This is a genomic window from Idiomarina ramblicola (genome assembly GCF_003987255.1).
GTDB lineage: Bacteria > Pseudomonadota > Gammaproteobacteria > Enterobacterales > Alteromonadaceae > Idiomarina > Idiomarina ramblicola.
In genome coordinates, this window is the sequence record NZ_PIQC01000003.1 from 108,221 (window position 1) to 134,891 (window position 26,671).

At 49.4% G+C, this 26,671-nt stretch carries 18 protein-coding genes; 7 read left to right on the top strand and 11 right to left on the bottom strand.

Annotation, left to right across the window (positions count from 1 at the left end):
• Positions 1-20: 20 nt before the first annotated feature.
• Positions 21-2,270, bottom strand: a complete 2,250-nt coding sequence (locus tag CWI78_RS04035; RefSeq protein WP_126780511.1) for a heavy metal translocating P-type ATPase — start codon at positions 2,268-2,270, stop codon at positions 21-23.
• On the bottom strand, positions 2,263-2,895 hold the full coding sequence (locus CWI78_RS04040; protein WP_126780513.1) for a DUF998 domain-containing protein: 633 nt from the start codon (positions 2,893-2,895) through the stop codon (positions 2,263-2,265). The genes CWI78_RS04035 and CWI78_RS04040 overlap by 8 nt, the downstream gene beginning before the upstream one ends.
• A gap of 67 nt (positions 2,896-2,962) precedes the next feature.
• Between CWI78_RS04040 and CWI78_RS04045 the strand changes: the two genes are divergently transcribed.
• From CWI78_RS04045 to CWI78_RS04055, 3 genes are all read left to right on the top strand, one after another.
• Positions 2,963-3,712 carry a 3',5'-cyclic-nucleotide phosphodiesterase gene (locus tag CWI78_RS04045; protein ID WP_126780515.1) on the top strand — a complete coding sequence of 250 codons (750 nt, stop codon included), beginning with the start codon at positions 2,963-2,965 and terminating at the stop codon, positions 3,710-3,712.
• 157 nt (positions 3,713-3,869) lie between these two features.
• Positions 3,870-4,196 carry a type II toxin-antitoxin system RelE/ParE family toxin gene (locus CWI78_RS04050; RefSeq protein WP_126780517.1) on the top strand — a complete coding sequence of 109 codons (327 nt, stop codon included), beginning with the start codon at positions 3,870-3,872 and terminating at the stop codon, positions 4,194-4,196.
• Positions 4,171-4,452 carry an addiction module antidote protein gene (locus CWI78_RS04055; RefSeq protein WP_126780519.1) on the top strand — a complete coding sequence of 94 codons (282 nt, stop codon included), beginning with the start codon at positions 4,171-4,173 and terminating at the stop codon, positions 4,450-4,452. Before CWI78_RS04050 ends, CWI78_RS04055 begins: the two co-directional genes overlap by 26 nt.
• 249 nt (positions 4,453-4,701) lie before the next feature.
• On the opposite strand, the gene purL is transcribed toward CWI78_RS04055, so the two are convergent.
• Both purL and CWI78_RS12885 read right to left on the bottom strand, forming a co-directional pair.
• Positions 4,702-8,589, bottom strand: a complete 3,888-nt coding sequence (purL, locus tag CWI78_RS04060; RefSeq protein WP_126780521.1) for a phosphoribosylformylglycinamidine synthase — start codon at positions 8,587-8,589, stop codon at positions 4,702-4,704.
• Between the two features lie 98 nt (positions 8,590-8,687).
• Positions 8,688-8,825, bottom strand: coding sequence for a hypothetical protein (locus CWI78_RS12885; RefSeq protein WP_157982691.1), 138 nt, complete (start codon positions 8,823-8,825; stop codon positions 8,688-8,690).
• Between the two features lie 163 nt (positions 8,826-8,988).
• On the opposite strand from CWI78_RS12885, the gene CWI78_RS04065 reads away from it, so the two are divergent.
• Positions 8,989-9,486: a transcriptional activator RfaH gene (locus tag CWI78_RS04065; RefSeq protein ID WP_126780523.1), complete on the top strand. Its 498-nt coding sequence runs from the start codon at positions 8,989-8,991 to the stop codon at positions 9,484-9,486.
• A 53-nt stretch (positions 9,487-9,539) separates the two neighbouring features.
• Here CWI78_RS04065 and CWI78_RS04070 read toward each other — a convergent pair whose 3' ends face one another.
• From CWI78_RS04070 to CWI78_RS04080, 3 genes are read right to left on the bottom strand one after another with little or no spacing between them, the layout of a single operon-like run.
• Positions 9,540-12,101 carry a zinc-dependent metalloprotease family protein gene (locus CWI78_RS04070; protein WP_126780525.1) on the bottom strand — a complete coding sequence of 854 codons (2,562 nt, stop codon included), beginning with the start codon at positions 12,099-12,101 and terminating at the stop codon, positions 9,540-9,542.
• Positions 12,102-12,114: 13 nt separating this feature from the next.
• Positions 12,115-13,482, bottom strand: a complete 1,368-nt coding sequence (gene mltF, locus CWI78_RS04075) for a membrane-bound lytic murein transglycosylase MltF (RefSeq protein WP_126780527.1) — start codon at positions 13,480-13,482, stop codon at positions 12,115-12,117.
• A gap of 1 nt (position 13,483) precedes the next feature.
• Positions 13,484-14,767, bottom strand: a complete 1,284-nt coding sequence (locus tag CWI78_RS04080) for an amidohydrolase (protein ID WP_126780529.1) — start codon at positions 14,765-14,767, stop codon at positions 13,484-13,486.
• Positions 14,768-14,836: 69 nt separating this feature from the next.
• On the opposite strand from CWI78_RS04080, the gene tadA reads away from it, so the two are divergent.
• Positions 14,837-15,310 carry a tRNA adenosine(34) deaminase TadA gene (gene tadA, locus CWI78_RS04085; RefSeq protein WP_126780531.1) on the top strand — a complete coding sequence of 158 codons (474 nt, stop codon included), beginning with the start codon at positions 14,837-14,839 and terminating at the stop codon, positions 15,308-15,310.
• Here the strand turns inward: tadA and CWI78_RS04090 are convergent.
• The 3 genes from CWI78_RS04090 to CWI78_RS04100 form a co-directional block, all read right to left on the bottom strand.
• Positions 15,303-16,691, bottom strand: a complete 1,389-nt coding sequence (locus CWI78_RS04090; protein WP_126780533.1) for a Na+/H+ antiporter NhaC family protein — start codon at positions 16,689-16,691, stop codon at positions 15,303-15,305. The two genes, tadA and CWI78_RS04090, sit on opposite strands and share 8 nt — an antisense overlap.
• A gap of 95 nt (positions 16,692-16,786) precedes the next feature.
• Positions 16,787-19,936, bottom strand: a complete 3,150-nt coding sequence (locus CWI78_RS04095; protein ID WP_126780535.1) for a TonB-dependent receptor — start codon at positions 19,934-19,936, stop codon at positions 16,787-16,789.
• 153 nt (positions 19,937-20,089) lie between these two features.
• Positions 20,090-23,221: a TonB-dependent receptor gene (locus tag CWI78_RS04100; RefSeq protein ID WP_126780537.1), complete on the bottom strand. Its 3,132-nt coding sequence runs from the start codon at positions 23,219-23,221 to the stop codon at positions 20,090-20,092.
• Between the two features lie 436 nt (positions 23,222-23,657).
• Between CWI78_RS04100 and CWI78_RS04105 the strand changes: the two genes are divergently transcribed.
• On the top strand, positions 23,658-24,821 hold the full coding sequence (locus tag CWI78_RS04105) for an endonuclease/exonuclease/phosphatase family protein (protein WP_244213070.1): 1,164 nt from the start codon (positions 23,658-23,660) through the stop codon (positions 24,819-24,821).
• 107 nt (positions 24,822-24,928) lie between these two features.
• A complete protein-coding gene (locus CWI78_RS04110; protein WP_126780541.1) occupies positions 24,929-25,453 on the top strand; it encodes a hypothetical protein in 525 nt (174 codons plus the stop codon).
• Positions 25,454-25,458: 5 nt separating this feature from the next.
• Here CWI78_RS04110 and CWI78_RS04115 read toward each other — a convergent pair whose 3' ends face one another.
• Positions 25,459-26,670 carry a type II toxin-antitoxin system HipA family toxin gene (locus CWI78_RS04115; protein ID WP_167468595.1) on the bottom strand — a complete coding sequence of 404 codons (1,212 nt, stop codon included), beginning with the start codon at positions 26,668-26,670 and terminating at the stop codon, positions 25,459-25,461.
• Between the last annotated feature and the right edge of the window lies 1 nt (position 26,671).

Sequence of the window (26,671 nt, forward strand, 5' to 3'; positions counted from 1 at the left end):
GTCCGTCTATTCCTTTCAATTTACTTTTCCAAATTCACGGTTTTAAGGCGCAGCGCGTTGGTAATGACAAACACACTAGACAACGCCATGGCACCCGCCGCTAGCATAGGTGACAGCAAAATACCGAAAAACGGATACAGCACGCCCGCAGCGACAGGGATCAGCGCGGTATTATAAGCAAACGCCCAGAATAAATTCTGACGAATGTTGCGCATGGTGGCTTCAGACAAAGCAAAGGCCTGTTGCACAACGGTCAGGTTGTCAGACATTAGCACCACATCGGCGGATTCAATGGCGACGTCCGTACCGGTGCCAATAGCAAAGCCTACATCTGCGGAAGCCAGTGCGGGCGCGTCATTGATACCGTCGCCCACAAAGATTACCTGACCCCATTCTTTTTTCAGGCGCTTAACCGCATCCACTTTGCCATCGGGTTTTACATTGGCAACCACTTCATCAATGCCCAGTTCTTTGGCAATACGTTTTGCGGTGGACTCGGCATCCCCTGTGACCATAGCAGTTTTTAGACCGTTGGCGTGCAAGCGTTTAATCAATTCTTTGGCGCTGGGTTTTATCGGGTCATCCTGGGTAAATACCGCTGCCAGTTTGCCATCAATAGCCACATAAATCGGTGTGCGGCCAATTTCAGACCAGCCTTTCGCGTCATCGGGTTCGTTATCCAACGCAATACCGTTGTCCTGCATCAACTCGCTGGTGCCAATATAAAGTGTTTTGCCATCGACTTTACCGGTAGCCCCCAAACCTGAAATGGCTTCAAAGGTATCCGGCTCAGACACTTTTAAGTTCTGATCTTTTGCGTAATTAACCAAAGCTTCTGCCGTAGGATGCTCGGATTTAGCCTCAATAGAAGCCGCTGATGTCAGCACCTCTTTTTCATCAAAGTCGCCAACGGTTATCCAGTCGGTAATGGTTGGTTTCCCTTCAGTCAGCGTACCCGTTTTATCAAAGATAACGCCTTTGGATTGTTGCAACGCCTGCAGGGCACTGCCCTGACGGAATAGCACGCCCATTTCCGCACCTCGGCCGGTACCCACCATAATTGAGGTCGGTGTCGCCAGCCCCATGGCGCAAGGGCAGGCAATAATTAACACAGCCACCGCATTGACCAGCGCAAAAGTAAGTGCTGACTCACTGGCCGCAAAGTACCACACCAAAAAGGTCAGCAACGCCACCAGCATCACCGCAGGTACGAACCATAATGTAATACGGTTCACCGTGTCCTGAATGGGCAATTTACTGCCCTGCGCCTGCTCAACCATACGGATTATCTGTGCCAGTACGGTTCCTTCACCGGTTGCCGTCACTTTAAAGCGTAGCGTACCTTTTTCGTTCAGCGTTCCGCCGACTACTTTGTCTTCTTTTTGCTTATGCACCGGCTCAGGTTCACCGGTTATCATGGCTTCATTCACGTAGCTGTCACCAGAAGAAACTTCGCCATCTAACGCAATACGTTCGCCCGGGCGCACTTCAATTTCATCGCCTTTTCCCAGCTCAGCAACATCCACTTCGGTGACATTACCATCACGTACCACCCGGGCAGTTTTGCTTTGCAGGCTCATGAGTCGCTGAATGGCATCCGACGTATGGCTTTTGGCTCGCGCTTCCATAAAACGGCCCGCCAGAATGAGCGTGACAATAACCGCCGACGCTTCGAAGTAAACGTTCACTGACTCGCTCGGTAACCAGGTTGGAAAAACCGTTGCCACGACGGAATAACCCCAGGCAGCCGTAGCGCCCAACGCCACCAGCGAGTTCATGTCAGGAGCACCGCGGAATAAAGCAGGAATACCTAATTTATAAAAACGTGCACCGGGAACCGCCAACACCACGGTAGTAAGCACTAACTGTATCCACCAGCTGGTTTGTAAGCCCAGTGAATGATGCACCCATTCGGAAAATACCGGCACCACATGGTTGCCCATGGCCAGTATAAACACCGGCAACGTCAGCAAAGCGGAAAGCCACAGCTGACGTTTTAAGGTGCGCATTTCCTGTGCCTGTTGCTCGCGCTGTTCACGCATTTGCTTATCACGATCAAGCACTTCATGTGCATCGTAGCCGGCGCCTTTCACCGCCTTAATCAAATCATCCACAGAAAGCTTATCTGAGTAAGTCACTTCGGCACTGTCCGACGCCAGGTTAACCGAAGCGTCTTCAACACCATCCAAGCCGTTCAGCGCTTTATCGACACGACCGACACAAGACGCGCAGCTCATACCTTCAACGCTTAAACGAACAGAGTTACTCATCACTTCCCCCGTTGGCCTCTTCAGGCTTCAACCATAACAACAACCAGAACACCACCAGTTGCGCCAACTCAACATAACGCTGCATAGCACCCCGTACCTCTGTCAATTCCGGGTTAATCATCAGCACAAAGCCTAAGGCTATAATCAAGGACAGCAGAACAAACGCACAACGTACCGGCCAGGTGGTTTTCGGTGTAAAGGTGAGTAACAAGGTGCCCAGCGCAAAGCCAAAGTAACTGACAATACTAATGATGTTGTGCAATGCCTGAGAGCTGGAACCATCTGCCGGGCAGCCTAAGTCGCAAGGCGCCAGCGCGGCACCAAGGTAAGCTACCGGGTAGAAAAATAGTAAGCTCCAACCAAGGTGGCTAATGCCTTTTACCCGTAAATGCGGGCGCGCAGTTAACAACACACCGAACGAAATCAGAGCCAGAGGAATAAATCCTACCCAGCCAAAAGCTCCTGCCGCCGTACTGCCGGTGGCATTAATTTCACTGATGTATTGGCCCACATGAGAAAAGTCATCTTTTACCCAGGTTGCCACCAACTGCAGACCAACCCAGAATAACGTCAGAATAATCAGTTGCGGCATAACTGGAGAGCTTTTCGTTGGTGTGTGTTCCATGTAGCCTCCTCGGCTGTATTAATGTGATAATCTTTCACTACAGTGTAAACCAAGATGGGAACAGATTGTGAATATTCAAGTGCTTGGCTGCAGCGGCGGACTCAGCGGCGACAACAAAGGCGGTTCAACCTGTATTCAGCTCAATCATAACATTGTGATTGACGCCGGCACCGGTCTGAATCAACTCAGCCTGGCACAAATGCACCAGATTCGGCATGTGTTTTTAACCCATTCACACATGGACCACATAGCGGCGCTCCCTACCTTTTTAAGTAACCAGTACGGAAGTGAGCACTTACCTGTTACGGTTTACGCTCAGGCTCATACTCTGGAAAAGCTGAAGACTAATATTTTTAATGGCGATATCTGGCCCGAACTTAGCAGCATGACAGAAGGGCCTGAGGCGATATTGCAGTTTAACGAAATTCATCCCGGTGAGTGCATAGAGCTTGAAGGTCTGGAAATTAAAGCTTTTGCCGTAGAACACAGCGTGCCGACAGTGGGTTACAGCGTAAAAAGTCAGGGCAAACACTTTGTCTTCCCTGCCGATACCATTGCCGGCACGCAACTGACCGAACAGCTTAACCGCTTAGGCCACATCGACACCCTAATGCTGGAATGCGCTTTTCCCGACGAGTTACTGCCCGTTGCAGAAAAAACCAAACACATGACCCCGGGCTTACTTGAACGCGCCCTGAAAAGCTTAGAGCAACAACCCGATGAGCTTTGGGTAACTCACCTGAAACCCAGTTACGAAAATGACCTGCGCGAAACCCTAGTAGCCAACCCTCCGCATAAAAATACGGTGGTGTTGTAACCTGACATTCATGTCAGGTGGGATATCGTTCCTGACGTAAACATCAGGCTACGCCATTGAACACCTACACGAATTCACCGCCCTGGCCTACATACCAGATTCACTGCCTCTGCTAATTTACCCATCTTATTTGCCAAAGTGTATTTTAAAAACTACAATGAGCTTATCAGTATACGAATCAAATAAATTTCGGCAATGGTTATCAGGCATAAAAGATCAAACAATCAAAGGCCGAATTATTGCCCGGGTTAATAGGTTAGTAGAAGGAATCTCCTGTGACGTGAAGCCTATTGGTCATGGACTAAGCGAATTACGAATGCACTTTGGTTCCGGCTACCAAGTTTATTTCTATGAAGATCAAGGTGTGCTCATTTTGTTACTCGTCGGAGGCGATAAAAAAAGCCAAAGCAGAGACATTAAAAAAGCACACTTACTTTACGAATATTGGAGCAGTAACAATGGCAACGACTTTCAGAAAATTTGACGCAGCCTCCTATTTAGAGGATGCAGAATCTGTCGCGGCTTTCGTTGCCGATGCGCTGGAAACAGAAGACGCAGGCTACATTGCCCATGCTATTGGCATAGCGGCAAAAGCAAAAGGCATGACCGAGTTAGCTCAAAAAACAGGGTTGTCCCGAGAACAGCTATACCGTTCATTCAGCGACAAAGGCAACCCAACCCTTAAAAGTGTACTGGCTGTTACTAAAGCGTTAGGCATAAAAATAACAGCCAGCACCTGACGTAAACGTCAGGCTACACGTCGCGAATCAGATGTTCACATCACCATGGATAGCGAGCGCCCAACGGTTGCAGGGACTATTGAGGAGGTGTGCAGCGCGAGCTGCAAGAGGCATCAAACCCGTGGGCTTTCTGCTGCAGGAGTGTCGAAGGCCATGGATGGCCTTCGTCAAGCCTTCAGGGATGAACTCGTAGCGTCTCCGTAAGCAGAAAGCCCACGGGTTAGCCGAATTGCAGTTCGCGCCGCCCAGCTAACCGATGTGCTTACGGGCGTTGCGGAACATGCGCATCCATGGACTGTCTTCGCCCCACTCATCCGGGTGCCAGCTGTTAGCAACAGTACGGAACACACGCTCAGGGTGCGGCATCATGGCTGTCACTCGACCATCGTCACTGGTTACCGCCGTAATGCCTTTCGGTGAACCATTCGGGTTAGCCGGATACTGCTCTGCCACTTCGCCCCAGTTATCAATGTAACGTAGCGCAACCTGCCCATTTTGCTCCAACTGAGACTGTTGCTGAGGGTTAGCAAACTCAGCTCTTCCCTCACCATGAGAAACCGCAATAGGCATACGTGAACCGGCCAAATCACCTAAGAAAACAGACTGAGATTTCTGCACTTCGACCAGGCTAAAGCGCGCTTCAAAACGCTCACTGCGGTTGGTCACAAAACGCGGCCAATGCTCAGTTCCCGGTATTAACTGCTTCAGCGTCGACAACATCTGGCAACCGTTACACACACCCAGCGCCAGCGTATCATTACGCTTAAAGAAAGCTTCGAACTGCTCGCGCGCACGGTCGTTAAACAAAATCGACTTCGCCCAGCCCTCACCGGCACCTAAAACGTCACCGTAAGAGAAGCCACCACAAGCCGCCAGCGCCTGCATATCTTCTAACGATACCCTGCCCGCCAGAATGTCGCTCATGTGAACATCTACCGCTTCAAAACCAGCACGGTCAAACGCCGCCGCCATTTCGTAGTGCGAATTGACGCCCTGCTCACGCAGAATCGCGACTTTAGGCGCCACACCCTTAGTAATATAAGGCGCAGCAACGTCTTCAGAAGGATCAAAGGTTAAATCTGCCTGTAAACCAGGGTTATCCGCACGCTGTTTCAAACGAAATTCTTCGTCAGCGCAAACCGGGTTATCACGCAGACGTTGCATTTGGTGCGTCGTTTCAGCCCACACCGTACGCCAGTGCGTGCGGCTCTGCGCTAATACATTCTGTCCGTCGCGAGTAAAGACAATAGCGTCGTCGTGCGTTGGTTCACCAATACGCTTAACGCAGTCGCCTAAACCAGCGGCTTTATAGGCGTCCATTACTTGCTCATACTGCTCATCACTGACCTGGATAACAGCGCCCAGCTCTTCATTAAACAGAGCCGCTAAATTGTCTTCGCCTAATTCATCCAGTGCCACATTCGCGCCACAATTTCCGGCAAACGCCATTTCCGCTACGGTAGTGAATAAGCCACCGTCAGAACGGTCGTGGTAAGCCAATAAGCGCCCTTCGGTTACCAACTGCTGTGTGGTGTTAAAGAAGGCTTTAAAGGCTTCTGTATCGTCTAAATCCGGCGTGTGCTGCCCCAGTTGCTGGTACACCTGCGCCAACGCTGAACCACCTAAACGGTTCTTGCCTTTACCTAAATCAATCAGCACAAGGTGCGACTGACCTTTATCGGTACGTAATTGCGGCGTTAAGGTTGCACGAATGTCGTTCACCCGGCCAAACGCGGTGATCACCAGACTCATTGGTGCCGTCACGGCTTTGTCTTCGCCGTTCTCCTGCCATTGAGTCTTCATCGACATCGAATCTTTGCCCACTGGAATGGTAATGCCGAGTTCAGGACATAACTCTTCGCCAACGGCTTTTACCGCCTCGTACAAGCCAGCGTCTTCACCCGGGTGTCCGGCAGCAGCCATCCAGTTGGCCGATAATTTAATGCGTTTTAAATCACCAATATCTGCAGCCGCAATGTTGGTCAGAGATTCAGCTACGGCCATCCGTGCCGAAGCGCCAAAGTTCAATAAAGCCAGCGGCGTGCGCTCGCCCATCGCCATGGCCTCACCGTGGTAACTGTCATAACTGGCGGCGGTGACCGCAACGTCAGCAACCGGTATCTGCCACGGACCGACCATCTGGTCACGCGCAACCAACCCGGTCACACTGCGATCCCCAATGGTAATTAAGAAGGTCTTTTCGGCAATGGCCGGTAGCCGTAATAAGCGGTCAGCGGCGTCATTCAAGTCCGCCGCTTCCAGATGCAAAGGCGTACCTTCCGCCTGTAAACGAGCAACGTCGCGATGCATTTTCGGCGGCTTGCCTAATAACACGTCCAGCGACAAATCAATCGGTTGATTCGAGAACTTGGCATCGTTCAGTAAAATCGTCAGTTCTTCGGTGGCTTCGCCAATCACCGCATATTCAGCACGTTCGCGCTCACACAGCGTTTCAAAACGCGCCATGTTTTCCGGGGCAATGGCAATAACGTAGCGTTCCTGCGACTCGTTACACCAAATTTCCAGTGGCGTCATGCCCGGCTCGTCGTTCGGAATATCACGCAGCTCAAAACGGCCACCACGACCACCATCACTGACCAGCTCCGGCATGGCGTTCGATAAACCACCCGCACCCACGTCATGAATAAAAGCAATAGGATTGTCGGCGCCCAACTGCCAGCAACGGTCTATCACTTCCTGACAGCGACGCTCCATTTCCGGGTTTTCACGCTGCACCGAGGCGAAATCTAAGTCTTCAGTCGACTCACCCGAGGCCATTGACGAGGCGGCGCTGCCACCTAAACCAATGTTCATTGCCGGACCGCCCAGCACCACCAGCTTAGCGCCAACCGGTACGTCACTTTTTTGCACATGAGCCTCACGAATGTTACCCAAACCACCGGCAATCATAATCGGCTTATGGTAACCACGAGTTTCACGACCATTGTGGCTGTCGACCGTTTGCTCGTAGGTGCGGAAGTAACCCGTCAGCGCCGGGCGGCCAAATTCGTTATTAAACGCCGCACCGCCCAGAGGGCCTTCCAGCATAATATCCAGCGCGGAAACAATACGCGCTGGTTTGCCGTAGTTCTCTTCCCACGGCTGCTTAAAGCCCGGAATGTTGAGGTTTGAAACACTGAAACCCACCAGGCCCGCTTTGGGTTTAGAGCCAACACCGGTAGCGCCTTCATCGCGAATTTCACCGCCGGAACCGGTTGCCGCACCCGGGTAAGGAGAAATAGCCGTTGGGTGGTTATGGGTTTCCACCTTCATCAGAATGTGTACCGGCTCGTGGCTGTAGCCATAGCTCATGCTGTCCGGCTGCGGATAGAAACGTCCGGCTTCGTGGCCTTCCATGACGGCCGCGTTGTCTTTATACGCCGACAACACGTAATCCGGCGTGGTTTCAAAGGTGTTCTTAATCATTTTGAACAGCGATTTAGACTGTTCTACGCCGTCAATAGTCCAGTCGGCGTTAAAAATCTTGTGACGACAGTGCTCAGAGTTTGCCTGAGCAAACATGTAAAGCTCAATGTCGTTAGGGTTACGGTCCAGCTTACGGAAATTCTCTACCAGATAATCAATTTCGTCTTCCGCCAGTGCTAAACCTAAGCTGATATTCGCCTGGGTTAAGGCTTCGCGACCACCCGCCAGAATATCAACTGAAGACAAAGGCTGTGGCTCCTGTGAGCGGAACAACTGACGCGCATCGTCCATATCGTACAACACGCTTTCAGTCATACGATCATGCAACAGTAACGCCGCCTGCTTCAGTTCTTCTGCCGATAAGTCACCCTGCAGATAAAAGGCCACACCGCGCTCAACCCGATGGATGCTTTTCAATCCACAATTGTGGGCAATGTCAGTAGCTTTAGAAGCCCAGGGGGAAATTGTTCCAATGCGGGGTACGACAACCACTAATGCGCCTTGCGGCTCATGAGCCGGTAACTCAGGACCGTATTTAAGCAGTTGGACTAATACGGAGCGGTGTTCATCACTAAGTTCACTATGCAGATCAACAAAATGTTGATACTCGGCATACAGCTCTTTGACAGGAATTCCTGCCTGTTTCAGTTGTTCGAGTTGCTTCGTTGTTTTGAAGGCTGATAAGGCAGGTGCACCGCGGTAGATTTCCACAAGCAAGGTCTCCAAAGCTGGGCGATTTTTGCTGGCAGATTATACAGTAGCCTGACATTCCTGTCAGGTGGAATCTCAAACACGACGTAAACGTCAACCTACTCGACTTTGGCTGTGCCTTCGCGGTTCACTATGCGAAACCACTTTTCACGGCGGTCAATAATGCGTTGTCTGCGCTTACGGATAACAGCGCGGCGGCGTTCATTGTTTTCACGTCTGAGGCGTCTGGTTTGCATAGACTTAAGCCTTTATTGCATTGAAAGACCTGTTCAGCTTACCTCGACGCCCCCGTTTTTTGCAATGATTTTATGCTGGCTTATCTTTAATCACTCCAGCCCAATTTGCGTAACGTAACCGAATGTGGAAAGATCAGCCGCCGACGAACAAAAGGACCGGTTTATGAATGAACTCCAATCTGGTGTTTGGTACATCGTACGAACCAAACCTAAGCAGGAAGAGCGCGCGATAGTCAATCTGGAAAACCAAGGGTTTGAGGTATTTGCGCCGGAGTTAACCGTGAAGAAAGTTCGTCGGGGTGTGCGTACGTCAGTGGTTGAGCGCATGTTTCCGGGCTATGTGTTTGTAAAACCGGACGACATTATCGAGCAGTTTTACAAACTTCGCAGTACCTATGGCGTCGCCGGCGTGCTGCGTTTTGGCGACAACATTCCTAAGGTTCCGCAAAGCTGGATAGACCAAATGCGGGGCGTGGATCAAGTAACTGATGAGCAAGCACCGAAAGTTGGCGACATTGTGGAAGTTCAGCAAGGGCCGTTCCGTGGCTTCCTGGCTAAAATTATTAAGCTTGATGGCGAGTCACGCTGCTTTGTTATGCTGGAGTGGATGCAAAAAGAAGTGAAAGCCAACTTCAGTTACAAAGAGCTGCAATTCCAATAAGCTCTGGTAGCCTGACGTTTACGTCAGGAACCCGATCTCACCTGACATAAATGTCAGGCTACGCGTTTGCGTAGCCCCAGAGCGATAAGTCCCAGTAAAACCAACCAGCCGCCATGTCCACCGCTGCTGCTTTCTGACGGCGCGGCACTGACCGTGAAGCTCACCTCAGTACTCTCGCTGTTCCCTTCAGTGTCACTGGCACTCAGTCGATATTCGTATTGACCGGTAGCCAAGCTTCCAACTGATGCCGTAACCGTATCACCGTTCACGCTGACATTAGAGACTTCCGTTTCGCTTCCATCGCTATTTAACCGGACAATCTCAATACTGGATGTGTCCAGATTACCGTCGGCGTCAGTCACAGTAGCCGTTAACGTCACTGTTTGACCTTCGGTTGTATTGCTGGCCCGAAAAGCGCTAATACTTGGCGCTATTGCTCTTGGCTCAATCGTGAGCGCGACCGTGATGCTTTCACTGCCGTCACTAAAATCAACCCGCAACGGAACCGATAAAGCCTCGTCCACCATGGGCGCATCACCCGCCAATTGAATTCGACGTTCACCTTCAACCTCAGCTTCAACCTCTGTGGCGCTGAAGCCTGAAATGAAGCCTTCCGCTTCTTCCACGCTGATAACAACGTCATCGGGTACATTATAAACACTCACGGCAGAGTCTAGGGCCTGCAGTTCGCCTATACTTTCTCCTTGACTAATAAATGCCTGTGCGGCCCCGCCCGTCATATTGGAAGGGTCTATCCAGAGACCACTGGAAACAGAAAAGTCAGGCGCATCGGTGTTCACCAATTTCAGAGGCAAGTGGTACGGGTTATGTACATTATCTTTGTCTAATCCTGCACTAATGTCAGCAAGCGACTGCTTTAACGTGATGGTCATGGTTCGGGTATTGCCAGAGCCGGTCACTTCCCAGCTGAACCAGTCAGCCGCATTGTCTATGCCCACGCCCTGACTCACATCGGTACCACTTGCAGTGACCGGCAATGCCAGTTGAACAGCTTCGTTCGCGGTGGTTTCATCAGACAGCTCAATAGAGACAGCAGCCTGGTCTCCCGCTTCGGTAAGACTTAACACGTTATTGTTCAGTAGCAGGTAATCAGCCGTGGCATCGGAGTAATCCCCACTGAAGCTGGCATTACTGACAAAGCGCCAACGTGCGGCATTGGCGTTAACTTCCTCTAATGCGATGACACAAATGCTGTCAGGAAGAGAGCTCGCGGTGTAGCTCACCGCATTGTTCGTCACACCCTCTTCATCTAACAGCGCCTGCTGTGAGAGACCGGTGAACTGCTCACAAGCTTCTCCACCAATCAGATACTTATCCGCTCCCTCAACGCGCGGCCAACTGAACGTCAGAACACCGCTTCCGGTGCGCTCAACTTGCATACCGTCAATATTGGTTCGTGAACTGTTATTGGTCCAAATAATACTGCTGCGCTGAGCCGCCAGACTGGCATCAGCTGCATCAATTTCAGAAGCCGCTTTACCCAGTGGTACGCCATTGTTTTGGTCAACTAAATCCGGGCTTGAATACGCCGCTTCACTAACACACGCCCCTTGACTGAACTCACTACGACACACGGAACCATATGACATGGTGGTATAAAAGCGTCCCTGGTCATCAATAAAGCCATAAGGAATATGGAAGTCTTCTTGTTCTCCCTCTCCACCACTGGAGTTATCCGCTAATGTGTAACGATCGTGGCGCAGCCCGAAGTTATGACCCACTTCGTGCGCAACAGTACCAGCCCCCATGCAGCTTAATGCTGTATACCCCGCGTTGGCTCCTCCACTGATAAAGCTCACCCGGTTATCACTGGTACTGAAATCCGAGGCTCTAAAAGCAAGTCCACATACGTCCGGGTTATCAGCCCCGATAAAATGCACCACGTCGGCTTGGTAACGATCAATTAAACGGAGCACTCTTTGGTCGTCGATAAGCTCATCCAATAAGGGATCTGGGTTTTCATTTGGAAAGTCTGTGGTGCTGTCCGGGCGAAAAGGTTCTAACCCGGCAATGGTCATTGTTACCGGGACACCAGAGCGTTGAAATATACTATTGCTGGTGTCTACCGCACTTTGAATGGCCAGTTCCAGATCGTAATTATTCTCTTCGGCATAACTCACTAAACGGTCGTCATACACAAACAACACATCAAGTGAGTCATCAAATAATTGCACTTCATCTGCCGGAGCAGCTGATTTGCTTACCGAATACGTTTTGGAGGGTAAAGCTCGGGCATTGAGACTCAAAGTAGCTTGAGGCTCTGTGAACCGGCGCTTCGGCTCTGCAGGCGGCAAGCTTTTATCTTCAACAACAGTCTCACCATTCACCCGACGAATACTGACCGAGCCGAGCTGCGGATGGGTTATTGAAATAAGCTGATTATCACCACGCTGATGCAAAAAACCCAGGTGCTGAGTGTCACCCGATGCGTTCTCAAACGTCAGCCGGTAACTGTTTGCGGAAGACAAACGCTCGGCCAGCGTCGCTTCTATAATCTGGCCTTCTACAGACAGCTCAATGTTGTCACCCAAACTTTGGGCTGCGGCAAACATCGGTGTGAGTGCCATTATTGCCGAAGCGATTATTTTCTTCATTTTAATTACCTATCTACAAGCGTCCTTGCTCATCCAAATATTTTAGTGTGTCGTAAAAACGGCGAATATTACCGACATAAGTGACCGGTTCATCTCCACGGGCAAAGCCATAGCGGGTATGACGATAAAACTGCTTTTGTCTTAACAGCGGTAAACGCTTTTTCACGTCCACCCAGCGATCGGGGTTGCCGCCCTGATGCTCAGTTATAATTCGCGCATCTTCTAAATGTCCGAATCCTATATTATACGCAGCTAAAGCGAACCAGGTTCTGTCGGGTTGGGGAATTCTTGCGGGGACACGGTTCAGCATGCGCTCAAGATAACGGGCACCTCCGCGAATGCTTTGCTCAGCATTCAGTCGACTCTTAACGCCCATAGCTTTCGCTGTCGGCAAGGTCAGCATCATCATGCCCCTAACCCCGGTAGGCGATACCGCACGCGGATTCCACAGTGACTCCTGGTAAGAGATAGCCGCCAATAAGCGCCAGTCGAGTGACCCTGAATGTTCTTTAAAGGTCTCGATATAGCCCGGTAAAACACGTTCAACCGCTTCTATGAACAAACTGGTGGTCACATAATTAAACTGCTTTACGTGCCCAAAATGCTGCTCTTTAATATGCGCTAAACGACCACTGGCACGAATTTCTCCAAAGTACTCGACCACCGCTGAGAACAACGAATCGTCAGTGCCCTGTGGCAATGCCCAGGCAATATCCTGATCATGCTTGACGGTAAAAGCCACACTTAAATCCGGATGGAAGCGGCGCTGAATATCCAGCGCGGTGCTGTCGGTAATGGTGTAATCAATTTCTTCGTTGATCACCATTTGCAGCAACTCAACCGCGTCATGATCGCGCGTTGCGCGCCATTTTAATGTAGGAATGCTCTCACCTAAGCTTTGCAGGAACTCATGATGCGAACTGCCTTCCACCACCACAATTTCACCATCGGTAATTTGCTGCAGGTCACGCGGGCGTTGCCGCGAGCCCTGCTTAAACACTATTTTCTGGCTAATAATGTCGTAGGGTGGGCTAAAACGGAACAGACGGGCGCGTGTCGAGGTCCGGTCCAGGCCCGCCGCAACAATGTCGACTTCGCCGCGGCGCAACATAGTGAACAGGTCGTTCACATCAAAACGTGGCACCATTTCCAGCTCAACACCTAAGCGATCGGAAAAGCGTTTGGCCAGATCGTATTCAAACCCTTGCTCACGATCATGATCAAAATAATAGCTGGTTGGGTTAATCAACGTTCCCACCCGCAATACCTGACGTTCCTGAACAACGGTCATGGCATCGGGGCGGGTCTGAGGCGTGCAGGCCGCTATCAGACTAACGGCAAACAACAAAAGAGCGAACAGCGATACTGCAGACTTCGGCATATTAGAGTGATTCCAGTGCCCAGTTCACATAAAGCTCAGTGCCGGTTTTCAGCGCGTCTTCGTCAGCATAAAAATGCGGCGAATGATTGCTCGGCTCGCTGGCCATATCACGTTCTGGTGGTGTTACCCCTAAGAACACAAACATACCAGGCACTTCCAGCGCATAATAAGAAAAATCCTCAGCGCCTGTCACTAACGGCACTTCCTGCACTTTGTCAGCACCAGCGACCGCTTTGGTTATCGGCAACATCTGCTCAACTAAGTCCGAATCATTACTGGTAACAGGATAACCCAAATCCACATGAACATGCGCTTCGGCACCATTTGCTTCAGCAGTCTTTTCTGCTGTTAGCTTCAATTTATCGTGAATATCCGAACGAATATCCATATCAAAGTTACGGATGGTACCTATTAAGGTTACTTCGTCAGGAATGATGTTATTGCGCACACCGCCTTCCACAATACCGAACGATAAAACGGCCGGGGCTTTGGTGATATTGGTCTGGCGGCTGATAATGGTCTGTGCGTTATTGATAATTTGCGCCGAAGTCACTATAGGATCGACACCTGCCCATGGCGTTGAACCATGCGCTTGCTTACCTTTTACCTTAATTTCAAACTGATCAGAAGAGGCCATCAACGGGCCCTTGCGATAACCTACATGGCCGGTCGGAAAACCTGCCCAGACATGAATACCAAAGACTTTCTCCGGTTTGTTGTCAGCAAACAAGCCTTCTTCCAGCATCAGTGCAGCACCGCCTTCTTCTCCTTCAGGCGCGCCCTCTTCTGCGGGCTGAAAAATAAACATGATGTTACCCGCCAGTTCCTCTTTCATTTCCACCAGCTTTTCAGCCGCGCCCATCAGCATCGCTACATGGGTGTCGTGTCCACAAGCGTGCATAACGCCCACTTCCTTACCCCGATATTCCGATTTGACGGTCGATTTAAACGGTACATCAGTCTGCTCAACCACCGGCAGCGCGTCCATATCCGCACGTAAAGCGATAGTCGGGCCAGGCTTACCACCTTTGAGCATGCCTACAACCCCGGTATGCGCCACACCGGTTTCCACTTCCATGCCCAGAGAACGTAAATGTTCAGCAACCATTTTTGCGGTTTCAAATTCGCGGTTACTCAGTTCAGGGTTGGCGTGAATATGACGACGCCATTCAATCACCTGAGCTTCTAAATCACTGCTGACTTTTACCGGCGACTGTTGTGCGGCAGCCTGAGCGCTAAAACCGAAGCTACTGGCCAACATTAAGCTAATAACGAGCTTTTTCATTGTTCTCTCCTGCATAAGTGCGGATTGTTATTCTGGTACTGAGTAATATCCTGCGCTAAAATCGCCGCCATGACAACCGATGAAATCTACATGCAGCGAGCGTTAGAGCTTGCTGAACAAGCTCAAAACGCAGACGAAGTGCCCGTTGGCGCGGTGTTGGTCATGGACGATAAAATTGTTGGCGAAGGTTACAATCAGGTTATTTCTTTGTCCGACCCGTCCGCTCATGCCGAAGCACAGGCCATTCGCGCTGCCGGTCAGGCTATCGATAACTATCGGTTGGTCAACGCCACGCTATACGTCACTCTAGAGCCCTGTGCCATGTGTGCCGGTTTAATTACCCATGCACGGGTTAAACGCCTGGTATTTGGCGCAACTGACCCACGCACCGGAGCCACCGGTACCGCCATTGAGGTTATCAACCACGCCTCTATGAACCACAAAGTGGATGTGCAGAGCGGCGTACTGGCCGAAGAATGCGGCGACATTTTACGCCGCTTTTTCCGCGCCCGCCGAAAATCCGCCAAGGCTAACGCTAAATAAGCATGCCCGTTATCGCATAAGCCGCTGTCGCGCCAAGCCCGGCTAGTAAAGCATAAGGTAACTGCGTGCGCACATGGTCAATATGCTCCACGCCCGATGCCATCGAAGCAATAATGGTGGTGTCAGAAATAGGTGATGCATGATCACCGAAAATACCGCCGGAAATAGCGGCTGCAATGAAAGGTGCCGCCGGCAGCCCCAGCGTCATTGCCAACGGAATGGCCAGTGGCAACATAATGGCAAAAGTGCCCCAGCTGGAACCAATAGAAAACCCGGTAATAGCCGATAACACAAAAATCAGCGGCAGCAGCATCCACAACTGTACGGAACCGTCTAATGCCGCCGCCAGGAACTCACCTGTGCCTAAATCACGAGTTAAACCACCCAGCGCAATCGACAACCACAAAATAACCGCCAGCGGCAGAATATTCCACGCCCCTTTTAGCAGGTATTTACCAACCTCAATCAAACCAACAGGCTGTGTCATTAAGGTACCGGCAACCGCAATGCCCAACGCCACGTAAATGGCAATAAACACACTTAATGTGCCGTTGCCGTCCACCAGCACACCATTTCCGGTTATCAGCAACATCACCGGCACCATCACCACTAATGAAATCAGACTGGTCATTACCACCGCGGTGCCTTTACCAAAGCTGTCTTCTTCATCCGGTCCGTCGCCCCAGGTGTTTTGTGAAACCTGATCCGGTACCGCGTTCTTCTCAAACGCTTTCATTGGGCCAATATTCCAGTCGAACAACGCGACAAACAGCGCCAGTAATACCGCAAAAATGGCATAAAAGTTAAAGGCAATAGACTGAATAAAAACCAGTAACGGCTGCTCTACTCCCTGATTGGAGATCAGCGTCAGGTTAAACGCTCCCCAGGCATTTAGTGGAATCAAAATACAAATGGCAGCACAAGTTGAGTCGACAATATAGGCCAGCTTTTCGCGGGCAATGCCAAGGCGGTCATAAATAGGCCGTGAGGTGGTCCCCGAAATCATAATGGTCACGTTGGACTCAATGAATACCACAACACCCAGTATCCAGGTCATTAACCGTGCGCGGCGCTTACTTTCTATCCACTGCTTGCGTTCAAGCTTAAGCACAAACTGTTTAAAGGTACCGCCGTTTTCCAGCACCCCAAACAAAGCACCTATACCCAGAGTGAAAAACCAGACCAGCATATTACTGGGGTCTATCAGGGTATCCCAGGTGCTCTCCAGCGTGCCATAAGCAATGCTCGTGGGCATGGGCCAGAACAACAGAATGTTGGCCAGAATAATACCGCCAACCAGCGCCAGCAGAACTTTTCGGGTAACGATGGCAAATACAATTGCCAATAAGGAAGGTAGAAGACTGGTCCAGCTCAGTTCCATTGGGGCGCGTTTATTAGTGTTTGATAAAGGGAGATTAAAATAATAAACCGCCGCGGGCAATACCAGCGGCGGTTTATTCCTTCTTCGTCAAGCCGTTAGAACTTGTATTCTACGCCTAAACGAACCGACCAGAGTGAAGGCTCACCCGCGCGCGACTGCACGTTCGTTGTGTCGCGGAACGAGTTGTACTGGTACTGACCTGCATCGTTAATTTCAACATCAGCAACCGTGACGGCGCGTGGGAAGCTCGCTTCATACAGCACGCCCCAGTCGTCGTTCAGCATGTTGCCTAAGTTTTCTATCACGAAGAACGCTGACGCTTTATGCCCATCCATAAGGCCTGGCAATTCCTGCTCAACACGTAAATCAACTTTGGTCCACCATTTGCTGTTAAACTCGTTACGTGGCGCCATACCGCCCGCGTACTTGCTCAGGCCAGACTCTTCAAGGAAATCGAAGAAAGCGGCAGTTTCAAATGGGTTACCATTGCCGTCTGTGCCAATGGCAAAGTTCGGATCATCCAGACCAGTCGGTACGTACAGCAGGCTACGTCCCTGATACGCTACGTCACCAAAAGGCCCATCGCTCATAGTGTATGAGAACGGACGGCCTTTGTTGCGTGTACCGAACAGAGTGACAACGGTGTCATAACCATCAAAGAACTCTTTGGTGTAGTTCGCTTTAAAAGTAAAGCGATGCGGTATCTCATAGTTAGACGTCGCCACACCCGGGTTCTGAGCGTTAGCCGTTGCCAGGTTCGTGTAGTTAGAGAACGAAACCGAGCTAGTCATTGGGTTAACGTCTTCAGCTTTGTTGTAAGCGTAACCAAAAGTCCAGTCCAGACCAAAGTCATGCGACTTACTCAACGCCAGCGAAACCGTTGTTTGTGAACCAGAATCACCGTCAACATTCGTCAACAGGAAGTCATCGCCCTGGTCACGTCCGTCAGTCGACAGTTCATCAAAAATTGGACGTCCGTCTGGTGCGGTACCAACCTGTTCCAGACCCAAGTTATAAATAATGGCCGCATCTTCCTTGTCGGTGTACAAGAAGTCCGCCATCAGAATGTAGTCACCAGGCAAGGTATAAGTGGCGCCTAATGCGTATTTCCATTCTTTTGGTAGCTCGAAGTTGGGGTCCATAGTGTTAATCGGGCCCTGACCGCTGGCGTTAGCTACTTCGTCGAACAATTCCTGAGGCACATCGAAAATTGGGTTGCCGTCGCCAGTGTGGGGTACGTCAAACAAGGACTCACCGGCAAAGCTACGAGATGCTTCGTACTGAGTCACACCGTTATTTGAGTAGTTGTTAGAAATCCAGACGTTGGGGTTACCACCAGAATAAAGGCCAACACCACCGCGAACTTCTAAGTCCGGGTTAACAAACCAGTTAAAACCAAAGCGCGGTTGCAGTAAGTCCTGGCCATCCATGTTCTGTTGGTTAGAGAAACCATAAAGTTCCTCATTCAATGGGTTATTCACCGGATAATCGTCGCTGGTATACCAGTCATAACGCAAACCGTAAGTGAAGGTAATATCCATTGGTGCGTAATAGTATTCATCCTGAACGTAGGCCGTGTTTACCGCGTAAGCGAATTCTGCCGCTGCGTCCTGCGGATTGTTGGTACCCGCCGCACTTTCATAGATAGCCGTAAAAGGGGTGCCCGCTTCAAAGTCATCAATGGAGCCGAAACGATACTCGCCCTGTGCTTCCTGAACAAACAGGTTAAACACGTCGTATTCTTCGCGCTCAATACCTGCGGAAATAACGTGATCACCCAGCAAGTAGGTGCCTTTTAATTTGAAGAAAGTGGTGTCGTATTTCAGTTTATTGGCGTGACGAGAGTCATCTGCACCTAAGTACACAGTCGCGTCGTTAACGCCAATCTGAACTTCACCAAAGTCCGTACCGCCCAAAGGATTAACCCGCGCATCCAGCTCTGAATAACCAACACGAGCTTCTGTCGAGAAGTTATCACTCCAGTCAGAGTATAGCTCCCCCACATAAGAGGTGAACTTAGAACCTCGTTCGTAGAAATGGTTAGAGAATTCCAGCTCATCGGAATCGCCGTCAGACTCGGCAATAGAGTAACCGTCGTTGTAGTTGTAAGTTAACGACGCACGGTGCGCATCGCTAATGTACCAATCCAACTTGGCTAAGAATTTTTCATCTTCTACCGGTAAGCTAGACGGGAAGCCGCCCGGGTTATAGCCGTAAATGTTCTGTGCAATATTGGCAATACGTTCAACGTCAGCCTGAGTCACCCCAATTACTTCTGTTGCTGAACCAGAACCTTCCGGCCCACGGTCGAAAGTATCCGAGCCTTCCAGTTTCTCGTAAGAGGTAAAGAAGAACAGCTTGTCTTCAATGAAAGCACCACCCACATTAAAGCCGTAGCGTTTCTCGCTGAAGTCGCCAATATTAATACTATCGCCTTCCAGCTCATCACCTTGCAGAGAGTCGTTGGTGTAGTCATAAAACACACCGCCAAACATCTCGTTATCACCGGTTTTGGTTACCGCATTAATGTTACAGGCCGTAAAACCACCGTACTGAACATCAAAGGGCGCAAATTCAACGGCAACCTGCTCAATGGCGTCATAAGAGAACGGCATGCGTTCCGTTGGGTAACCGCTGCTATTCAGGCCAAAGTTGTCGTTCATACGAACGCCATCAACCGTCAGACTGTTAAAACGCGGATTAGCACCACCACACTGAATATCACCAGCGTTGGTTTCGTTAATGTAAATACGTGGGTCAATGCGAACAACGTCTTTTAAGTCGCGGTTAGCAGAAGGCGCATTTTCTAAGTCCTGCAAGTTAAAGTTTGCAGCCGGACTGTTGCTGCCATACAAAGCGTTACTGACCATAGAGCCGGTCACACTTAACACTTCCATTTCTTCACGCTCAAGGCGGACATTCACATTCTGAGAATCACCCAAAGTGAGGTAAATATCTTCAACCACCTGGTTACGACCTTCCGGACCTTCAACCACGATGGTGTAAGGGCCTCCAACCGGCAGTCCGCGTGAAGAGAAGGTGCCTTGCTCGTTAGAGCTTAAGGTTTTGATCGTGCCCGTACGCTCATCGCGTAACTGAATAATTGCATTTGAAACAACCTGACCAGACTCAGTGGTAACAACGCCACGCAGGCTGGATGAGGTTTCCTGCGCCATTGCCGTACCCGCCAACCCCATTGCTATAGCGGCTGCTACAGCAGTGCGCTTAAAAGTCGCGTTAAACATAGTGTGTTCTTCCCGGTTTTGTTTTGGTTTTAACTGCCAATAAAAGGTATAGCTTATTTGTGACAAATCTGTGAACTTTGCCCAAAAAAAAGCCGCGCTCAAGGCGCGGCTTTTAGCATTTTTCATCTCAACGCATTTTACGCTGTGCGTAAATTAGAAGGTGTATTTAACACCTAACTTCAAGCGCCATGTAGATTCTTCAGCTTCGAAGATACTCCAGTCGTTATAACCATAGAACGCTTCGTCGTACATATAGCGACCTTGGTCATCAAGGCCTGCAAAGTCTACGACGGTCTGGTTAGTGTATTCCTGGCGTAATACTTCACCTTTCGAGCTGTCGATAAGGTTCAGCAAGTTATTAACGGTGATGTAGAAGATACCTTTATGGCCTTCAGCAAAACCCGGAACTTCTTGCTGGAACTGGAAGTCAAGATTAGTAACCCAAGGTGAACGACCTGTGCCTTTCGGTACGAAGCCACCTGCGTATTGCTCTAAACCAGCGTCACGGAAGTAAGCCATAGCTTCTTCATACGACAACGGGCTTTCAGGGCTAAATGCAGGGTCATCCGCGCCAGTCGGGACATATGGCAAGTAAGAACCACCGCCCTGGAAGTAAGGCTGGTCACCGAAGTCACCGTCATTAAACAGACCCATGGTATAGCTGAACGCCGTACCTGAGCGACGGTTGAAGAACAAGTTAAACTTAGACGCGTAACCGCTGACAAACTCAGTGCTATAGCCTAATGCAATTTTCAGACTGTGCTCAACTTGATAGTCCGCTGTACCCAATAATGCCTGGTTACGGTCACGAACAATGTTGTACTGATAGTTTGAAGTCGCAGTAGACGACGTACCCGGGTTACCTTCTTCAATATCCTGGAAGGTATAAGCAGCGTACGCGTTAAAGCCATTTTCCCAATCTTTTGCCAATGACGTTGTTAACAACCACGCTTTACCGGTTTTGTCTTCATTAGTCAGTTGCAGATCGTAGTGACCGCTTGGTGCAGTCGGGTCGCACGGCTCATAAATGTTGATGCCTGCAGCCGTTTCGTCTGTCGCACAGCGTGAGATATCAACCCACTGGCTGTTGTCGGTCATCCACTTACGAGTGACTTCTGCTGTTGCCTGGAAGTTATCGCCAACGTTTGGAATGTCGAAACGATAGTCAACGCCGATACGCGCAATCCAGTCAGACGGAATGTCATAGTTAGGGTCGATACTGTTAGTATCGCCGTCACCGGCTTCCATGCTGTCCAATACCGCTTGTGGAATTTGCGCAGGGTTTTGGTTTTCCAAGTACTGATCTTCTGATACCTGGTCGCGGTCAAACTGTACCAAGGTAAAGCCGTCGTTAGAGAACGAGTTTGAGATCCAAACATTTGGACGACCACCAGAGAAGCGACCGAATCCGGCACGAACCACTAAATCGTCGGCAGCGAACCATTTGAAGTCAACACGCGGTAAGAAAATGCCTTTACCGTCAAGGTTTTCCTGGTTGCTGTAACCATAACGGTCAACAAAATTCTCGTTTAATGTTGGCTTATCGTCAACCATGTAAGTTTCATAACGAACGCCCAGACCCAGTTCCATAGAGTCGTTCAGGTACCAGTTGTCCTGTACGTACAAGTTCAGCATGCCTAACTCAAAGTTAGCAGCAGCGTCTGTCGCATTGTTAGTGTAAGCGTTCTCGTAGAAGAACTCATTGGCGTTACCCGCTTCAAAGTCATCAATTGACTCATATGACCATGAACCCAGAGAGTTACGAACAAACACGTTGTAAACATCAACGCTGTCATACTCACCACCAAACTCAATTTCGTGATCGCCGATTAGGTAGTCAAATTTAGCGCCAATTTTAAAGTTATCGTTTTCTAACTGGTTCGCGTGACGGTTTGAGTCAGGACCAAAGTTCAGCGTGCCGCTTTCGGTACGTACGCTGACGTCACCAAAGTCTTTGGTCACCAAACCAGAAATTGCTTCAACCGCTTTGTGGCTAACATAAATTTCGCTTGAAAGATCACCACTCCAGTCAGAGAACCAAGACAGACGGAACAGATCCATGTTCTGCTGGTAGTCATACCAGTTGGTGTCTAAATTCAATGAATTCTGGCTGTTGCTTACACCGCGCAGGTTGTTACCTTCAGTGCGGTTATAAGTTAACGCAACACGGTGATCGTAGTTAACGTTCCAGTCTAATTTAACCAACAAGTTGTCGTTTTCGGTATCGCGGACCGTGTCCCAGTTACCAATATCAAAGCCGTATTGGCTTTGTGCAATTTCACTAATACGATCGTACTCTTCTTGTGTCACGTTGCTGTCGTTTGGTGCACCAGCGCCAGCAGGACCGTATTCGATTTGAGCCGGTTCTTGTGCGTTTTCGTAGTTAACAAAGAAGAATAATTTATCTTCAACGATTGGACCGCCAACGGCGATACTGTAGGTATCACGCTCGTAATCTAATGGTACTTCGTCACCACTTTCCGGGTTGACCGGGTCGCCGGCCCACGCATCGCTCATACGCTCGTAAGTGACTGAGCCGTGAAATTCGTTAGAACCTGATTTAGTAACCGCATTAATACGGCCACCTGAGAAGCCGCCTTGCGAAGCATCAAACGGTGCCATGTCTACCGCAACCTGCTCTACCGCATCAATCGAGATAGGTGAACGCTGAGTTGGGTAACCGTTGCCGTTAAGACCAAAGTCATCGTTTACGCCAACACCATCAATTGAAATAGAGTTGAAACGCGGGTTCGAACCACCAATACTCATTGGCGCTTCATTACCAGACAACAAGTTAACGTATGGGTTTAAACGCGCCACTTCTTTTAAGTCGCGGTTAAAGGTCGGCGTATTAGAAATGTCTTCTTGACCGAAGAAGCTGCTGCTACCGCGGTTCTCACCACCCACAATCGCAGAACCAGAAACCTGAATACGTTCCATATCCGCTGATTCAAGTTCAGCATTGATACGGTAAGATTCGCCCAGAGTTAAGTAGACGTCTTCATACACTTTACGACCGTTCTCACCCTCGATAACGATGATGTAAGGACCGCCAACACGAAGACCTGAGTTAGCAAAAGCACCAGATTCGTTGGTTGTAGCAACTGAACGAGTTCCGGTTGGAATGTGAATAATCTCAACACGTGCGTTTGCAGCCACTTCGCCAGAGGCAGTAACAACGTTACCGCGAACTACTGATGAAGTATCCTGAGCAATAGCCGCACCGCTAAGGCCAAAAGCAATAGCAGCTGCAACAGCTGTACGCTTGAAAGTCGTATTAAACATAGTTTTGTTCTTCCCGATTTTGGTTTTGGGGTTGTACGCGAGAGTGAGGGTATAGATTGTTTATGACAATTTCGTGAAAAGTATAAAAAATTTGAGAAGCGAAGGAACTTTTTTGCGAAGACAGAAAAGAAAAATGAGTCGTTCGCTTAGGATTGGATGACGAGCCACGGCACAATAGCTGGTTCATTGCCGGAAAGCTCATGACCTGATAACAGTCAAAAGTGCGGCAAGAGGTCTGAGCTGTATGGGATGCGGCTGATTTCATTACGCTTCAAAGACATTTTTGTGTCAGATATGTGACATATTTTAATCAAAATATTCGCCCTTGCCTAGTCATTCGGGAACCTTTATTCTCGCTCACTGTCACAGGCGGTTCTCAAAGGGTTATCCCATGGGCTTTATACGGTTTTTATTATTTTTAACATTCGTTGTCTTTATGATTCCTACCTCTTTTAATGCAACAGCCGGTTCTGGTAAAAACGAACCTGAAACCATTCGGGTTGCGACCTTTAATGTCAGTATGGACGCTTCCAATTATCTGAGCGACAGCCAGCTGCCTAAATTAGAGCAATCGCCGTTACCGGAAATTCTGCAGCAAAACCATCAGCAAATCCGCGGTATTGCCGAAATTCTGCAACGGGTGCGGCCGGACATCGTGCTGCTGAACGAGTTTGACTACCTTGCCCCCGAAGTTGGCGTTAACGTTTTTCAGAGAAACTATTTAGCCGTTTCGCAAAATGGGCAAAAGGCCATTGAATACCCGTATGCTTATAATGCTCCGGTCAACACCGGTGTGCCCTCGCCCTTTGATTTAAACCGCGACGGCAAAACTGAGGGTACCGGCATCGACTCGTGGGGCTTTGGCTGGTACCCAGGTCAGTACGGTATGGTCATTTTATCTAAATACCCGCTACTGACCGATCAAGCTCGCACTTTTCAGCACTTTTTGTGGAAAGACATGCCAGGCCGTCATATTCCTTACGTAATGAACGAACAAAAACAGGCAACCGATGAGCCATGGTACTCCGATGAAATAATGGCGCAGTACCCGTTAAGCTCAAAATCACACTGGGATTTACCGGTAAAAGTGGGTGATAAAGTCATTCATTTATTAGCCGCACACCCGGTACCACCGGCTTTTGACGGTCCGGAGAACAGCAACGGCATGCGCAACTTCGATGAAATTCGCTTATTTGCGGATTACCTCACGCCCGGCAGCGACCATTACCTTTACGACGACAATGGCACCCGTGGCGGACTGGGTGAAAATGAGAGCTTTGTTATTTTAGGCGACATGAACGCCGAAGCCGGTTCAGGTGGTGTCGACGGCGCTATAGAGCAGCTATTAGAACACCCGCGGGTGAATGATGTGAAGCCACAAAGCCAGGGTGGTAAGCAGCATTCACCAGACAAACAAGGTTCACAGTTCCACACGGCCGCCTGGCGTAAACGCGTCGACTATGTGCTGCCGTCTAACGACTTAGTCGTTAAAGACGCTGGTGTGTTCTGGCCAGTGGGTGACGAATCCGGTAGTGAGCTCATGCAAAAACGCAGTGCCTCTTCCGACCACCGAATGGTTTGGTTAGACATCGTCAAGTAGCCTGATATCTCTACAAGCCCCGATTTTACTGAACCTTTACAGTTCCGGGGCTGTTGAAATCCTGCTTAGGTGCGATAATGAATCTATTGTATCCAAGGAGGTAAACTATGAAAAAGCTCATACTATCAACAGCGTTACTCGCAAGCGGTTCGCTTATGTTTTCAGCAGTCAGTCAGGCTGACGATCTGAACTACATCAGCGGTGGCTTTTCCGATTTCTACGACTCCGACTTCTACGTGGAAGGATCCACAGCTATCGCCCCGAACTGGGTCGGTGAAGTTCAGCTAACCGACATGGGTGACTACTCACTTCGCGCCGGAGCTAAGTACTTCTTGGACATGGGTGCTGACCAGCAGTTCAACACGTTCCTGAAAGGTGGTGTTAGTCACTACGATTTTGTTAACAGCAGCGATACCAGCCCATACGCCGGTATTGGCGCTATGACCAAACTCAGCCAGCAGACTACAGCGATTGTCGACGCAGGTTATGACTGGGGCTTAGACGGCTTCGCATCCGTTGGCGCACGCTTACGCTACGCCTTTACGGAACGGTTCTCTGCTGACGCGGGTTTCCGCGGTAACTTCAACAGCATCGACAACGAAGTTCACCTTGGCGTGACTTACCACTTCTAAAAACTCTACGTATATTTACGTTTTTTATGGTGTCGGTAACCACTCACGGTTGGTTCCGACACCATTATTGAACTCAAATGCTTTTCCATTGAGGGCTTCAATTCAGGAGAAACATCCCATTGATTAAATCCTTCCATAAATGTCACTAATTTCTCAGCAAAATTAGTGATCACCAACTGGGGCTCCGCAATGCCGAAGTCTTCACCCAATTTACGTAAGTAATGCTGTGTCGGAAACTCTTTGCTACCAAACAGCTTTAACGCCATGTGGTTATCAATTGTAGGATAAATAAGAGTGTGGGTTACATCATAAATTGGCGTCAACTTTATACGCTCAGGTGCCTCTGCACTATAATAAACTGAAAAGTTCTTTAAATGTGCATCACCGTTACCAATCAGTACGTTAAAAACAATATACTCATAAACTTTCCGAAGTTGTTCAGCACTCTGAGTAAATAACTGCACCACTTTCATTACTTGTTCATAACTGGAACGGTATTTATCAGCCGAGTCGCGCTTGGTTAAAACACAAAAGTCTTCCACGGCATATTTCTTATCACCGTCAATATCAAAACGCTTCATAACAAAGTGTTCTCGATTATCCGATAACCAAAACTCCGGTGTTTCCAAACCACAATAATCCGCTGCAGATAAACAGATAAACTCGTTAGCCGTTAAATTAGGAAACTCTTCATCTGCCGCCTTTACAATCAGATCTGGATAAACAAGCGTAGCTTTTTCTGAAGGAACGACAACTTTCGGCTGAACTCCGGAAATTGCTGTTTGCAGATAGAAGCGTTCCAGCAACTGCGGAAACAAAGCCTCATTCGGGTTATTCCAGGACAGAATCTCATTCAGCGCAACAGCTTCGGTTGTGCCTTCAGGTAGCTCATCGGAATGATAATTTAATGCGCCAATTCCCTTATCTCTTTGCAGAGCCAAAAGATACATTTCATCAACTTTTGCATAGCGCCGCAGCCGCTCTTCAATGTAACGCCGGACAAAACCTTCAGGCAGGTTCATTGTGAAAATAGGAGGAAGCTTGCCCGATACATAGGGGTCAAGTCTGTTCGGCATCGACAGCGAAACCGGAAAAGCTTCTTTTTCATAGCTAAAGCTGTACTGAGAGCCATGTATCAGTTGACCAGCCAGTTGACTATTAAGTCCTACATTTAGTTCTCTTACGCGAGCAGGGTATTGCGATAAACTATCAGACATT

What these genes read in the sequence shown, in the direction of transcription:
- CWI78_RS04035 (WP_126780511.1), bottom strand. Translation starts at nt 2,270, where the DNA reads ATGAGTAACTCTGTTCGTTTAAGCGTTGAAGGTATGAGCTGCGCGTCT.
- CWI78_RS04040 (WP_126780513.1), bottom strand. Translation starts at nt 2,895, where the DNA reads ATGGAACACACACCAACGAAAAGCTCTCCAGTTATGCCGCAACTGATT.
- CWI78_RS04050 (WP_126780517.1), top strand. Translation starts at nt 3,870, where the DNA reads ATGAGCTTATCAGTATACGAATCAAATAAATTTCGGCAATGGTTATCA.
- CWI78_RS04055 (WP_126780519.1), top strand. Translation starts at nt 4,171, where the DNA reads ATGGCAACGACTTTCAGAAAATTTGACGCAGCCTCCTATTTAGAGGAT.
- CWI78_RS12885 (WP_157982691.1), bottom strand. Translation starts at nt 8,825, where the DNA reads ATGCAAACCAGACGCCTCAGACGTGAAAACAATGAACGCCGCCGCGCT.
- CWI78_RS04065 (WP_126780523.1), top strand. Translation starts at nt 8,989, where the DNA reads ATGAATGAACTCCAATCTGGTGTTTGGTACATCGTACGAACCAAACCT.
- CWI78_RS04070 (WP_126780525.1), bottom strand. Translation starts at nt 12,101, where the DNA reads ATGAAGAAAATAATCGCTTCGGCAATAATGGCACTCACACCGATGTTT.
- mltF (WP_126780527.1), bottom strand. Translation starts at nt 13,482, where the DNA reads ATGCCGAAGTCTGCAGTATCGCTGTTCGCTCTTTTGTTGTTTGCCGTT.
- CWI78_RS04080 (WP_126780529.1), bottom strand. Translation starts at nt 14,767, where the DNA reads ATGAAAAAGCTCGTTATTAGCTTAATGTTGGCCAGTAGCTTCGGTTTT.
- tadA (WP_126780531.1), top strand. Translation starts at nt 14,837, where the DNA reads ATGACAACCGATGAAATCTACATGCAGCGAGCGTTAGAGCTTGCTGAA.
- CWI78_RS04090 (WP_126780533.1), bottom strand. Translation starts at nt 16,691, where the DNA reads ATGGAACTGAGCTGGACCAGTCTTCTACCTTCCTTATTGGCAATTGTA.
- CWI78_RS04095 (WP_126780535.1), bottom strand. Translation starts at nt 19,936, where the DNA reads ATGTTTAACGCGACTTTTAAGCGCACTGCTGTAGCAGCCGCTATAGCA.
- CWI78_RS04100 (WP_126780537.1), bottom strand. Translation starts at nt 23,221, where the DNA reads ATGTTTAATACGACTTTCAAGCGTACAGCTGTTGCAGCTGCTATTGCT.
- CWI78_RS04105 (WP_244213070.1), top strand. Translation starts at nt 23,658, where the DNA reads ATGATTCCTACCTCTTTTAATGCAACAGCCGGTTCTGGTAAAAACGAA.
- CWI78_RS04110 (WP_126780541.1), top strand. Translation starts at nt 24,929, where the DNA reads ATGAAAAAGCTCATACTATCAACAGCGTTACTCGCAAGCGGTTCGCTT.
- CWI78_RS04115 (WP_167468595.1), bottom strand. Translation starts at nt 26,670, where the DNA reads ATGTCTGATAGTTTATCGCAATACCCTGCTCGCGTAAGAGAACTAAAT.